At 73.7% G+C, this 13018-nt stretch carries 12 protein-coding genes; 3 read left to right on the forward strand and 9 right to left on the reverse strand.

The annotated features are described in order from the left end of the window. Positions 1 to 55 precede the first annotated feature (55 nt). From AC07B0_RS17985 to AC07B0_RS17995, 3 genes are read right to left on the reverse strand one after another with little or no spacing between them, the layout of a single operon-like run. A complete protein-coding gene (locus tag AC07B0_RS17985; RefSeq protein WP_478898573.1) occupies positions 56 to 1294 on the reverse strand; it encodes a bifunctional RNase H/acid phosphatase in 1239 nt (412 codons plus the stop codon). Beyond that, entirely contained in the window at positions 1294 to 2037 is a 744-nt protein-coding gene (locus AC07B0_RS17990) for a zinc ribbon domain-containing protein (RefSeq protein ID WP_356877497.1), read from the reverse strand. The genes AC07B0_RS17985 and AC07B0_RS17990 overlap by 1 nt, the downstream gene beginning before the upstream one ends. Further along, entirely contained in the window at positions 2034 to 2891 is an 858-nt protein-coding gene (locus AC07B0_RS17995) for a Nif3-like dinuclear metal center hexameric protein (protein WP_356877377.1), read from the reverse strand. Before AC07B0_RS17995 ends, AC07B0_RS17990 begins: the two co-directional genes overlap by 4 nt. Positions 2892 to 3247: 356 nt before the next feature. Between AC07B0_RS17995 and AC07B0_RS18000 the strand changes: the two genes are divergently transcribed. Both AC07B0_RS18000 and AC07B0_RS18005 read left to right on the forward strand, forming a co-directional pair. Next, positions 3248 to 4324, forward strand: coding sequence for a TolB-like translocation protein (locus AC07B0_RS18000; protein WP_356877375.1), 1077 nt, complete (start codon positions 3248 to 3250; stop codon positions 4322 to 4324). 32 nt (positions 4325 to 4356) lie between these two features. Next, on the forward strand, positions 4357 to 4998 hold the full coding sequence (locus tag AC07B0_RS18005; protein WP_356877373.1) for an HAD family hydrolase: 642 nt from the start codon (positions 4357 to 4359) through the stop codon (positions 4996 to 4998). Positions 4999 to 5069: 71 nt separating this feature from the next. Here the strand turns inward: AC07B0_RS18005 and AC07B0_RS18010 are convergent, their stop codons facing one another. Genes AC07B0_RS18010 through AC07B0_RS18020 form a run of 3 tightly spaced genes read right to left on the reverse strand, consistent with a single transcriptional unit; the run spans position 5070 to position 7997 of the window. After that, complete coding sequence (locus AC07B0_RS18010; protein ID WP_478898574.1) at positions 5070 to 6011, reverse strand: 3-oxoacyl-ACP reductase; 942 nt, start codon at positions 6009 to 6011, stop codon at positions 5070 to 5072. Positions 6012 to 6035: 24 nt separating this feature from the next. After that, positions 6036 to 7112 carry a Zn-dependent alcohol dehydrogenase gene (locus tag AC07B0_RS18015; protein WP_356877369.1) on the reverse strand — a complete coding sequence of 359 codons (1077 nt, stop codon included), beginning with the start codon at positions 7110 to 7112 and terminating at the stop codon, positions 6036 to 6038. A gap of 30 nt (positions 7113 to 7142) precedes the next feature. After that, the gene (locus AC07B0_RS18020) at positions 7143 to 7997 is read right to left on the reverse strand and encodes a MaoC/PaaZ C-terminal domain-containing protein (protein ID WP_478864683.1); all 855 of its coding nucleotides are present in this window, start codon (positions 7995 to 7997) and stop codon (positions 7143 to 7145) included. 271 nt (positions 7998 to 8268) lie between these two features. On the opposite strand from AC07B0_RS18020, the gene AC07B0_RS18025 reads away from it, so the two are divergent. Then, positions 8269 to 8628 (forward strand): response regulator, encoded by a 360-nt coding sequence (locus AC07B0_RS18025; protein ID WP_356877496.1) that lies wholly within the window; start codon positions 8269 to 8271, stop codon positions 8626 to 8628. A gap of 35 nt (positions 8629 to 8663) precedes the next feature. Here the strand turns inward: AC07B0_RS18025 and AC07B0_RS18030 are convergent, their stop codons facing one another. From AC07B0_RS18030 to AC07B0_RS18040, 3 genes are all read right to left on the reverse strand, one after another. Next, a complete protein-coding gene (locus tag AC07B0_RS18030) occupies positions 8664 to 9503 on the reverse strand; it encodes a class II glutamine amidotransferase (protein ID WP_478864682.1) in 840 nt (279 codons plus the stop codon). A gap of 146 nt (positions 9504 to 9649) precedes the next feature. Next, the gene (locus AC07B0_RS18035; RefSeq protein WP_478898575.1) at positions 9650 to 10834 is read right to left on the reverse strand and encodes a lipid-transfer protein; all 1185 of its coding nucleotides are present in this window, start codon (positions 10832 to 10834) and stop codon (positions 9650 to 9652) included. A gap of 15 nt (positions 10835 to 10849) precedes the next feature. Beyond that, a complete protein-coding gene (locus AC07B0_RS18040; RefSeq protein ID WP_478898576.1) occupies positions 10850 to 12991 on the reverse strand; it encodes an acyl-CoA dehydrogenase in 2142 nt (713 codons plus the stop codon). Positions 12992 to 13018 lie beyond the last annotated feature (27 nt).

The raw sequence follows: 13018 nt of genomic DNA on the forward strand, positions 1-13018 counted from the left end.
TACGAGAACCCCCGCCGGGACGGCGGGGGTTCTCGTCTTTCGCGGGGACCGGCGCTCAGCGCAGGTGCGCGGTGTCGTTCAGGAGGCGGACGGAGGCGTTGCCGTCGGCGTAGTAGGCCACCGCCGACAGGGAGGCCGCGGAGAGCTCCATCTTGAACAGCGCCTCCGGCGGGGCGCCCAGGGCGAGCCGGACCAGCGTCTTGACCGGGGTCACGTGCGTGACCAGCAGGACGGTACGGCCCGCGTGGGCCGACAGGAGCCGGTCGCGGGCGGCGGAGACCCGGCGGGTGACGGCCGCGAAGCTCTCGCCGCCGCCCGTGGGGGCCGCCTTCGGGGAGTCCAGCCACGCCTGGAGGTCGTCCGGGAACCGCTCCCGCACCTCGGCGAAGGTCAGCCCCTCCCAGGCGCCGAAGTCCGTCTCGCGCAGCCCTTCCTCGACCGTGACGGGGAGCCCGAGGCGGTCCGCGACGGCCTGCGCGGTTTCCCGGCAGCGGCGCAGGGGGGAGCTGACGACGGCCTGTACGGTGCCCCGCGCGGCCAGCGCGGCGGCGACGGCCTCGGCCTGGCGCCGGCCGGCCGGGGACAGCTCGGGGTCGGTGCCGCCGCTGCCGGAGAAGCGCTTCTGCGGGGTGAGGGCGGTCTCACCGTGCCGCAGCAGCACGAACGTGGCGGGCGTCCCCATGTCGGGACCCCAGCCGGTCCCCGCAGCGGTCTTCGTGGACTCCGCCGCCGCGGCGGGTGCCGCGGCGTCGCGGGTGTTCGCGGCGCCGCCGGAGGCGACGGCCAGCGCCGCGCGGACGGCCGCCGCGCCCTTCACCGCGTCGCCGGGGGGCCCGGAGGGGGCGGTGAACACGGCGGTGGACGCGGAGGGCTCCCAGCGCTCGCCGCGCTTGCCCGCGTCCATCGCCTCGTTCGCGAGCCGGTCCGCGTGCTTGTTGCGCTCGCGCGGGATCCACTCGTAGGTGACCTGCGCGCGCGGCAGGACCTTCGCCGCTTCCGCGGCGAGGGGCTTCATGTCCGGGTGCTTGATCTTCCAGCGGCCGGACATCTGCTCCACGACCAGCTTGGAGTCCATCCGGACCCGGACCGTCGCGTCGGGCGCCAGTTCGGCCGCCGCCTTCAGGCCCGCGATGAGGCCCTTGTACTCGGCGACGTTGTTCGTCGCGACGCCGATGAACTCGGCGCGCTCGGCGAGCGTCTCACCGGTCGCCGGGTCCAGGACGACCGCGCCGTAGCCGGCGGGCCCCGGGTTCCCCCGGGATCCGCCGTCCGCCTCCACGACGAAACGCGGCATCAGATGCCCGAGTCCGCCGCACGGACCAGGATGCGGCCGCAGTTCTCGTGGCGGACGACCTGGTTGCGGGCCGCGGCCTTGATCTCGTTGACCTCGGCCATGTCGAGCTCCAGCCGGCAGCCCTCGCAGCGGCGCTGGTACAGGCGCGCGGCGCCGACCCCGCCCTGCTTGACGCGGATCTTCTCGTACAGGGCCATCAGGTCGGCCGGCATGGAGCCGACGATGACCTCGCGGTCCTTGGCGATGCGGGCGGCCTCGTCGTCGAGCTCGCCGGTGGCGGCGTCGCGGCGCGCGGTGGCGTCGGTCAGCTTCGTCTCCAGGGCGGCGACGCGCTCGGTCAGGCCGGTGACGCGCTCCTGCGCGGCCTCCAGGCGCTCCATGACCTCCAGGACGACGTCCTCCAGGTCACCCTGCCGCTTGGCGAGGGAGACGACCTCGCTCTGCAGGTTGGCCAGGTCGCGGGCCGAGATGCCGACGCCGGTGTCGAGGCGCTGCTGGTCGCGGGCGGCCCGCTGGCGCACCTGGTCGACGTCCTGCTCCGCCTTGGTCTGCTCGCGGGCGGCGTCGCTGGCCTGGGTCTGCGCGGCGACGAGCAGGTCGCGCTGCTGGCTGAGGTCCTTGGTCAGGGAGTCGACCTCGGCGTGCTCGGGCAGCGACTTGCGCTTGTGGGCGAGCTGAGACAGCCGCACGTCCAGGGCCTGGACGTCGAGAAGTCGGATCTGGTCGGCGGGCTCGGCGTTCAGTTGGGGGCTCCTGTGTGAGAAGGGGGTGTGACGGACGGCGCGTGCGCCGTCCAGGGGTCGGTGACCGCGCGCGAGACGTGGGTCCGCAGACCCCATCCGTGGCGCTCGGAAATCGCGTCGAGCTGGGCGGCGGCCTGCTCGCACCAGGGCCACTCGGTGGCCCAGTGGGCGGCGTCGACGAGCGCGAGCGGGCTCTGCTCGCGGGCCTCGGACACCGGGTGGTGGCGCAGGTCCGCGGTGAGGAAGGCGTCCACGCCGGCGGCGCGGACCTGTGCGAAGAGGCTGTCGCCGGAGCCGCCGCTGACCGCGACGGTACGGATGACGGCGTCGGGGTCGCCGGCCGTGCGGATGCCCTGCGCGGTGTGCGGCAGCCGGGCGGCGGCGCGGGCGGCGAACTCGCGCAGGGTCTCGGGGTGGTCCAGCTCGCAGATCCGGCCGAGACCGCGGCGGCCCGCCGGGTCGGTGGGATCGGGCACGAGCGGGCCGGTGATGCGCAGGTCGAGCGCGCCGGCGAGGGCGTCGGACACGCCGGGGTCGGCGGTGTCGGCGTTGGTGTGGGCCACGTGCAGCGCGATGTCGTTCTTGATCAGCGTGTGCACGACACGGCCCTTGAAGGTGCCCGCCTCGACGGTCGTGGTCCCGCGCAGGTAGAGGGGGTGGTGGGTGACGATCAGGTCGGCGCCCAGCTTCAGCGCCTCGTCGGCGATCTCCTGGACCGGGTCCACGGCGAACAGCACGCGGGACACCTCGGCGTCGGGGTCGCCGCAGACGGTGCCGACGGCGTCCCACTGCTCGGCCCGCGAGGGGGGCCAGAGAGCGTCCAGCGCGGCGATGACTTCAGAGAGACGGGGCACAGGCCAAGGCTACCGCCCCTTTTTTGGGGGCTCCTTCGTCTCCGGGGCGTCCGCGGCCCGGCCCAAGGGTCGCCGCGTCCTCGAAAACGCCCGTTCCTCGTGTCCCCTCGGGGCGTTCGGGCCGGTTCCCCGGGCTGCTCGGCCCGGGGTCTCGTCCGAGGATCGCGCCGATGGAAGGGGCGGCCGCGTGGACCCGGCCGCGCCGGTACCCCAATCGCCCCGATATGCAACAGCACAATCAGGACGTCTTCCACCGGCGAATCGGCGGGTGGCCACCCGTACGTGTGAAGCCTGCTGCGTCGTGTGGTTCGGCAGGGGCTACGTAACTAGCTTCCTCGGCGGAGGTGACGGCCCGGATGACTGTCTGCGCCATCGAGATCACGAGGACCGACCCGTTCACGATCACCGCCGACGGCGCCTACGCCGCACGGCTGGCCGGTGAGGGGGAGGCGCGCTACCCGGAGCGCTGGACGCTGGCCGGGCCGGAGCCGTACGCGGTGCCGTTGCCGCTCGCGCAGCCCGAGGAGGCCGACAGCGAGGTGCAGCCGCTGGCCGACGGACGGGTGCTGATCCACCGCCGGGTGGCCGACCGGCACGTGTTCGCCCTGCTGTACCCGACGGGCGCCGCGGCGGGCCCCCGTACCGGGGAACTCGTCCTGGGCTCGCTGGCCGCGCGGCCGGGCCTGCGGGTCACCCTGCTGCCCCCCTCCCCCGACGGGGCCGCCGCCTACGCGCTGGCCGTGGGCCCCGAGGACAGCACCGTATGGCAGGTGGCCGGAAACCGTCCCGGACCGCAGCGGGTCTCCCACGTCCCGGGCCGCTGCTCGGGCGGCGTGTGGCTGGACCGGACGGGGCGGCTGCTGGCGCTGGACCGCGAGCTGGACGGCCGCACCAAGGCCGTCGCCGTGGACCTGGGCGGCGGCGGGGTCAGCCCGCTGCTCCAGATCTCCGAGGACAGCGACGACCGGCTGCTGCTGGCGGCCCCGGACAGCGGGCTGCTGGTGATCCGCTCGGACGCCCCGGGCGAACCGCGCCTCGGCTGGGGGGTGCTGGGCAGTGCCCGCCCGGTCCGCTTCCCGGAGTGCCTGCGGCTGGAGGGCGGGGCGACCCCGTTCGCGGTCCAGCCCGGCCAGGCGCTGATGCCGGAGACCTGCGGGGTGGCGCTGCGCGTGGGTGAGGCCGGCCTCGCGCTGTGGCGCCCGGCCGACCGGCACGTGTTCCGGCTCGGCGCCCCGGCGGGCTGGCTGGGGGGCACCGGCCTGTGGACGCCGGAGGGCCGCCTGCGGCTCCCGTACGCCGTCCCGGAGGTCCCCTGCGGCGTCATGAGCCTGAGCCAGCCCGTGGCCCCGCCCCCGCCGGTCCGGCTGGACCCCGCGCCGGCCCCGGCCCCGGCCCCCCGGCCCGTACCGCTCCAGCAGGCACCCCTGCACTGAGCGGGGCTGCCGGGGCGTGGTAGGCAGGGACGGTGACGATCTCCGAAGACAGCGGTACGGCCCGGCCCTTCGACGCGGTGCTGTGCGACATCGACAACGTGATCCGCTTCTACGACACCACGCGCCTGACCGAGCTGGAACACCGTGCGGGGCTGCCGGAGGGCACCACGTGGAAGGTGGCGTTCGCACCGGAACGGGACGGGCCGCTGATGGTCGGCCGGATCACCACGGACCAGTGGGTGGAGTCCGTCACCGAGGCGATGGCCGACGGGCACGGCCTGTCCGCGGAGCGGGCGCGGGAGCTGGCCACGGCCATGGCCAAGGCCCCGTTCTCGGCGGACGGGGCGGTGCTCAGCGCCCTGGGGGAGGCCCGGGCGGCGGGGCTCGCGCTGGTCCTGGTCACCAACGCGACCCTGGACCTGGAGGACGACCTGGAGACGATGGGCCTGTCCGGTTTCGCCGACCACGTCGTCAGCAGCGCCCGGGTGGGGGTGGCCAAGCCGGACCGGGAGATCTACGAGATCGCGGTCGAGCGGGCGGGGACCGCGCCGGGCCGGTGCCTGTTCGTGGACGACCGGCGGGAGAACGTGGAGGCGGCCGAGGCGCTCGGCATGACCGGTGTGCACTACCGGGGCCCGGCCGACCTGCGGAGCGCCCTCGCGTTCCTGAACTGACCGCGCACGCGCCGGGGCGGCGGCCCGGGGGTCCCCGCCCCGGGCCGCCGCCCCGTCTCCCTCCGTGGCGGTCAGTCGTGCTTGAGGCCCAGGACCTCCGTCGCGGCGAAGGTCTCGTTCGCCGGGCGGGAGTCGTAGTGCGGGGTGAGGACCTCGTCGAGCTCCTCGAAGGAGAAGGCCTCCTTGGTGGTGTCGAACTTGGCCGCCACCCTGGGCCGGTCCATCACGGCCACGATCCCGCCGTGCACCACGAACAGCTGCCCGTTGGCCTTCGCCGAGGCGGGCGAGGCCAGGTAGCCGACGAGCGGGGAGACGTGCTCGGGGGCGAGCGCGTCGAGTTTGCCCTCCTCCGGGACCTGGAAGCCGGCGAAGACGTCCTCGGTCATCCGGGTGCGGGCGCGCGGGCAGATGGCGTTGGCCGTGACCCCGTACTTGGCGAGGGCCAGGGCGGTCGAGGTGGTCAGGCCCACGATGCCGCCCTTGGCCGCCGCGTAGTTCGGCTGGCCGGCCGAACCGCCGAGGAAGGCCTCGGAGGAGGTGTTGACGATCCGCCCGTAGACCGGGCCGCCCGCCGCCTTGGACCGCTCCCGCCAGTGCGCCGAGGCGAAGTGCGTGGTGTTGAAGTGGCCCTTGAGGTGGACGCGGATCACCGAGTCCCACTCCTCCTCCGACATCGAGAAGACCATCCGGTCGCGCAGGATGCCCGCGTTGTTGACCAGGACGTCCAGTTTGCCGAAGCGGGACACCGCCAGCTCCACGAGCTCCCGCGCCTGCTCGAAGTCGGCCACGTCGCCGAGGTGCGCCACCGCCTGTCCGCCGGCGGAGCGGATCTCCTCGGCCACCTCCTCCGCCGGGGCGGCGGAGGCCTCGCCGGAGCCGTCGCGGCCGCTCTGCCCGAAGTCGTTGACGACCACGCTCGCGCCCAGCCGGGCGAGTTCGACCGCCTCGGCCCGGCCGAGTCCGCGGCCGGCGCCGGTGACGATGGCGGAGAGTCCCTCAAGTGGCAGTGACATCCGTACGGTTCCTCTCGAAACGGGTCAGAGTTCGATGCAGGTGCGCAGGGCCACGCCGGTGCGCATCTGGTCGAGGGCGTCGTTGATCTCGGCGAGCTGCACCCGGTGGGTGATCAGTCCCTCCAGGTCCACCCGGCCGGCCCGCCAGAGCGCGATGGTGCGTTCGTAGGAGCGCAGGACGTCGCCGCCGCCGTACATCGAGGGCAGGATCTTCTTCTCGTCGAAGAACAGCGAGAACATGTCGATCTGGAAGGTGTCGTCGAGTGCGCCCGCGCCGACGATGACGACGCTGCCGCCGCGCCGGGTCATCTTGTACGCGGTCTGCGCGGTGGCGGACTTGCCGACGACCTCGAAGACGTAGTCGAAGCCCTCGCCGCCGGTGATGCGGTTCTTGGCGTCGTCGAAGGCGTCCGGGGCGACCGCCTCCGTCGCCCCGAAGCGCAGCGCCGCCGCGCGCCGGGACTCCACCGGGTCGACGGCGACGACCTGCGCGGCGCCCTGCACCTTGGCGCCCTGGATGACGGAGATGCCGACGCCGCCGCAGCCGATGACGGCGACCGAGGAGCCGGCCTCCACCTTGGCGGTGTTGATGGCCGCGCCGAGGCCGGTGGTGACGCCGCAGCCGATGAGGGCGGCGATGTCGAAGGGCACGTCGTCGGGGATCGGTACCGCGCACTTGGCGTCGACGACGAGTTCCTCGGCGAAGGTGCCGGTCGCCGCGAAGCCGAAGATGTCCCCGCCCGCCCGGCGGAAGTTGGGGGTGCCCGCGTTGACCAGGCTCTCCAGGCAGAGGTGGCCCTGGCCGCGCTTGCAGGAGGGACAGTGTCCGCACGGCGGCAGCCAGCAGACCAGGACCCGGTCGCCCTGCTTCAGGTGGGTGACCCCGTCGCCGACGTCGGCGATCACCCCGGAGCCCTCGTGGCCGGGGACGAAGGGGGCGGGCTGGGGCAGGACGCCGCTCATCGCGGAGAGGTCGGAGTGGCACAGGCCGGTGGCCTTGATGCGGATCCTCACCTTGCCGGGACCGAGGCCCACGGCCTCCATGTCGTCGACGACCTCCAGCTTGTCCTGGCCGATCTCGCTCTGCAGTGCTGCGCGCACGGTGCGGCTCCTTCTGTCGGTCTGACTGCGTTACGCGTGTTCGACGACGGTGTCGGCGAGGACCGGCGCGTCGTCCCGTTCGACGGCGGTCACGGCGACCAGGACGCGGCCGGGCTCCTGCCACGTCCGGATGCGCAGCGTCTCGCCGGGGAAGACGATCCCGGCGAAGCGGGTGCGGTAGGCGCGGACCCGGGACACGTCGCCGCCGAGGACGGTGTCGACGACGGCCTTGAGGGTCATCCCGTACGAGCACAGGCCGTGCAGGATCGGCCGGTCGAAGCCCGCCAGTTTGGCGAACTCGGGGTCGGCGTGCAGGGGGTTCCAGTCGCCGGAGAGCCGGTAGAGCAGCGCCTGGTCCTCCCGGACGTGCCGCTCCTCGACCCGGTCGGGGGCCCGCTCGGGCAGTTCGGAGCGCACGGAGGGGCCGCGCTCCCCGCCGAACCCGCCCTCGCCGCGCACGAAGAGCTGCGCGTCGCTGGTCCACAGCGGGCCGTCGGCGTCCGCGACCTCGGAGCGCAGCACGATCACGGCCGCCTTCCCCTTGTCGTAGAGGGCGGCGACCTTGGAGGTGGAGGTGGCCCGGCCCTTGACGGGGATCGGGCGGTGCAGCTCGATGGAGTGGCCGCCGTGCAGGACGGAGGCGAGGTTCACGTCGATCCCGGGGGCGGCGAGGCCCCCGAGCATGGCCATGCCGGCGCCGGCGACGGTCGCGAAGCTGGGGAGCACGTGGAGCTTGGACTCCAGGGTGTAGCGCAGTTCGTCCGGGTCGGTGGCCGGGAGGCCGGCGCCGAGGCCGAGGTGGTAGAGCTGGATGTCCTTGTGGTCCCAGCCGATGTCCCCCTGGCGGGGTTCGGCGGCGAGGGCCCTGGCGGCATCGATCGGCATGAGGCTGCTGCTCCCTGTCGTTGGAAACCGAGGCCGTCGGGGCCCTTGGAAGACCTCGGTGCGGCCGTCCGCACCGTCGGCCGCACCGAGGTCGTATGCGGGACCGGCCCCGCGAGACGCGTTCTAGAACGCGTTCTAGGACCGGTGAGGGAATGTATAACGCACGCCCCAGCAGTTGGGAAGACTCCTGACTTCACGTCAGATGCTCTTTCCCTCAGGCGTGTTGCGGTTGCGGACCAGGGCCTGGACTTACGCTTCCGGGGTGGACGAAATGCCCTCCGCGCACCGCCCCGCCCGCTCCCTGCGCGTGCTGCTGCACCCGGCGAACCCGGCCCTGGCCGTGCACCTCGGACTCCAGCCGGACATCGAGGTCGTACGGGACCTGACGGCCCGCCCGGCGGTGGCCCTGGTCGAGGACGCGGCCGCCGTCACCGAACTGCTCGCGGACGACCCGGAATGCCGGGTCCTGGTGCTGACCGGCTCGGCCCGGCCGGGACTGCTGGACGCGGTCCTCGCGGCGGGCGCGGCCGGGCTGGTCCTGCGCGACGGTCCGGTCGAGGACCTGGCGGACGCCCTGCGGCGCGCCTCGCGCGGCGAGACGGTGATCGACCCGGCGCTGGCCGGGCCGTAGCCCGGTACGTACTACGCCGGCGCGGGGGTTGCGTACTACGCCGGCGCGGGGGTGAAGGGGAACAGCGCGTCCGCCCCGGGCCGCACGAGTCCGTAGCTGCTCTCCGGCACCTCGTTCCAGGCGCCGGGCAGGTCGCCGAGCGGCTCGGACACGACGAGCCGGGTCTCGTCGGAGACGTCCTGGAGGAAGGTCACGTCGGGGTGCAGCCGGCGCAGCGTGTCGACCCGGCTGCTGTAGAACAGCGACCGGGACGTGTGCGCGCTGGAATAGCGGAACGCCCACACGCTGACGCCGTCGGTGATGGCGAGCGTCATCTGCAGCGGGGACTCCACGCCGTGGGCGCGGCCGGCCCGTTCCACCACGCCCGCCATCCTGGCGACGGCGGCGGGCGGGTCCTCCTCCAGCCCGAAGGTGAGGGCCAGGTAGAACATCACCTCGGAGTCGGTCGTCCCCTCGATCTCGGCGAACAACTCCGGGTCGACGAGCAGGCACAGCTCGCGGCGCATGAGGTGGAACCCGGTGATGGCCCCGTTGTGCATGAACATCCAGCGTCCGTGGCGGAACGGGTGCGAGTTCGTCTGCTGCACGGCCGAGCCGGTCGACGCCCGGATGTGCGCGAAGAAGAGCGGGGAACGCACGTGGTCCGCGATCTCCCGGAGGTTGCGGTTGTTCCACGCGGGGCCGATGTCACGCAGTACGGCCGGGGTGTCGGTCTCCTCCGTTTCCGTGTACCACCCGACGCCGAAGCCGTCACCGTTCGTCGTCTCCACACCCAGCTTCGAGTGCAGGCTCTGATCGATCAGCGAGTGCGTGGGTTTGTACAGGATGGTGTCGAGCAACATCGGCGTTCCGGAATACGCGAGCCATCGGCACATGCGCCATCACCTGTAGTCCCTGGAGCCCCCTGGAACCCCGGAACCGCCCCGTCCGTCACCCGGTGCGGGCACCACCCCGGGGCGTGGTCCGGCCCTCCCATTCTCGGCCCCCTCCCCGGGGCGCGCCACGCGGGCGCCGGAAGCGCCTACCTCCGCAGCAGGGTCACCACCGCGGCTCCGCCCAGCCCGATGTTGTGGGCCAGGCCCACGCCCGCGCCGGGGACCTGGCGGGCGCCGGCCTCGCCGCGCAGCTGCCACACCAGTTCCGCCGCCTGCGCGAGGCCCGTCGCGCCCAGCGGGTGGCCCTTGGAGATCAGGCCGCCCGAGGGGTTGACCACCCAGCGTCCGCCGTAGGTGGTGGCGCCGCTCTCGACGAGCTTGCCGGAGGCCCCGTCCGCGCACATGCCGAGCGCCTCGTACGTCAGGAGTTCGTTGACGGAGAAGCAGTCGTGCAGCTCGATCACGTCGACGTCCTCGATGCCGAGCCCCGAGGCCCCGTACACCTGGCGGGCCGCCGCGGCCGTCATGGGCTTGCCGACGACGTCGATGCACGAGCCGCCGAAGCTGGCCCCGGTGTCCGTGGTCATCGCCTGCGCGGCGATCTCCACCGCCTTGTCGTGGAGGCCGTGCCGGACGACGAAGCGTTCCGACACCACCAGCGCGGCGGCCGCCCCGTCCGAGGTCGGCGAGCACTGGAGCTTGGTCAGGGGCTTGTGGATCTCCTTCGCCGCGAGAATTTCCTCGACCGTGTACACGTCCTGGAACTGCGCGTTCGGGTTGTTCGCGGAGTGCCGGTGGTTCTTCGCGCCGACCGCCGCGAGCTGTTCGGGCGTGGTCCCGTACCGCTCCATGTGCTCGCGGGCCGCGTTCCCGAAGATCTGCGCGGTGGGCGGGGACATCTCGAAGCCGTGCGCGGCGGCCATGATCCCGTAGTGCCGGGCCACCGGGGACGTCTTGAAGTCCCCGCCGTCGGCGCCGCCGCCGAGCGCGCCGCGCTTCATCTTCTCGAAGCCGAGCGCGAGGACGCAGTCGCTGATCCCGCCCTCCACGAACTGCCGCGCCATCATCAGCGCCGTCGAGCCCGTCGCACAGTTGTTGTTGACGTTGTAGACCGGGACCCCGCTCAGCCCCAGCTCGTACACCGCCCGCTGGCCGGCGGTGGAGGCCTGGAAGCAGTAGCCGACGGGCACCTGCTCCACCAGCCCGTACTCCACGCCCGCGTCCGCGAGCGCGGCCGTCCCGGCCTCCTCGGCCATGTCCCAGTACTGCCAGTCCCGCGATTCCGGCTTCTCGAACTTCGTCATGCCGACACCCACGATGTACGACTTCATGTCCGTGCAGTCCCTTCAGTCCCTGGGGAGGCCGAGAATCCGCTCGGCGACGACGTTGAGCTGGACCTGGGTGGTGCCGCCGGCGATGGTCAGGCAGCGGGACATGAGCATCCCGTGCACCGCCCGCTCCCCCGCCCCCTCCCGTACGGCGCCCGCCGGTCCCAGCAGTTCGAGCGCGAGCTCGGCGGTCCGCTGCTGGTGCGGGGTCTGGAGGAGTTTGCGTACGGAGGCACCCGCGCCCGGCTCCAGTCCGGACACCTGCTGGAGCGTGGTCCGCAGTGCGATGCAGGCCAGCGCGTGCGCCTCGGCGGCCAGCGCGCCGATCCGCGCCCGGCAGGCCCCGTCGAGGGCGGCGGAGCGGGTGATCAGCGCTTCGAGGCCGGTGTCGAAGGTCATCTGGTCGGCCATGTGGACGCGTTCGTTGCCCAGGGTGTTGCGGGCGACCTTCCAGCCGCCGTCGGCCGCGCCGACCAGGGCGTCCGCGGGGAGTTCGGCGTCGTCGAACCAGACCTCGTTGAAGAGGGCCTCGCCGGTGATCTCCTTCAGCGGGCGGACGTCGATGCCGGGGGTGTTGCGCATGTCGACGACGAAGTAGCCGAGGCCCTTGTGCTTAGGCGCGTCCGGGTCGGTGCGGGCCAGCAGGATCCCGTAGTCGGCGGTGTGCGCGGAACTCGTCCACACCTTCTGCCCGTTGATCCGCCACGTGCCGCTTCCGGTCCGTTCCGCCCGGGTCCGCAGCGAGGCCAGGTCGGAGCCGGCCTCCGGCTCGGAGAAGAGCTGGCACCAGGTCGTGTCGCCGCGCAGGGTCGGCAGGACGTACGCCTCGCGCTGCGCGTCGGTGCCGTAGGCGAGCAGCGAGGGCACGACCCAGGTGGCGATCCCGAGGTCGGCGAGGCGGACCCCGGCCTCCCGCAGTTCCTGCTGGACGACGAGCTGCTGGACCGGCCCGGCGCCGAGCCCGTACGGCGGCGGCAGGTAGGGGGCCGCGTACCCGGTGGGTGCCAGGACCCGGCGGGCGGCGGCCGGGTCGAGACCGCGCACGTCCTCGATGACGGCGCGGGCGGCCGCCCGGTGGGTCTCGGCGCTCGCCGGCAGTTCCAGCCGCAGTTCGCGCCGGGCACCGGCGGCGGCGGAGCGCACGGCGCGGACCCGGTGCCCGTCGCCGGATCCGAGGAGCTGGCGGGCGACGAGCGCCCGGCGCAGGTAGACGTGGGCGTCGTGCTCCCAGGTGAAGCCGATGCCGCCGAGGACCTGGATGCAGTCCTTGGCGCAGGAGTAGGCGGCGTCGAGGGCGGTTCCGGCGGCGAGGGCCGCGACGAGGGTGCGCACCTCGGGGTCGGCGTCGGGTTCGGCCGCACAGTTCGCGGCGTCCCAGGCGAGGGCGCGGGCCTGCTCCAGGCGGACCAGCATGTCGGCGCACAGGTGCTTGACGCCCTGGAAGCGTCCGATGGGCCGCCCGAACTGTTCGCGGACCTTCGCGTACCCGGCGGCGGTGTGCACGGCCCAGGCGGCGGTGCCGCAGGCGTCGGCGGCGAAGAGGGCGCAGGCCAGGTCCCGGACCAGGGCGGCGTCCAGGTCCAGCAGCCGGCCGGGCGGCACGACGGTCCCGCGTGCCCGCACCTCGGCGGTGGGGCGGGTCGGGTCCGCGCTCTCGTGGGTGCGGACGTCCAGCGCGGCGGCGTCCACGGCGAACCAGACGCTGCCGTGGGCGGTCTCGGCGGCCAGGACGACGAGGTCGGCCTCCCCGGCTCCGAGCACGGGCGGCGCGGCCCCCTCCAGCAGGTACCCGCCGCCTTCGACGGCGACGGCCGTGAGGCTGCCGGGCCCGAGGGCGACCGCCCCGACCCGGCCGTCGAGCGGTTCGGCCCCGGCCCGGTCCAGGAGTACGGAGGCCAGCGCGCTCGGCAGGAACGCCCCGGGCAGCGCCGCCCGGGCGGCCTCCTCCACCACGACGGCCAGGTCCAGCAGCGTCCCGCCCTCCAGGTGCGGCGCCAGCAGCCCGGCCTCGGCCAGCCCGTCCCAGTAGGCGGGCCGCACCCCGGTCCGCGGCGGGGTGTCGAGGAGCTTGCGCACCTCCTCGGGCGGCACGGCCCGCGCCACCCAGCCGCGCACGGCCCCGGCCAACTCCCGCTGTTCCCCAGTGATTCCGATGCCCATGCGCGGCAGACTAGAACACGTTCCAAT

The sequence above is a fragment of the Streptomyces sp. NPDC044704 genome (genome assembly GCF_056433525.1).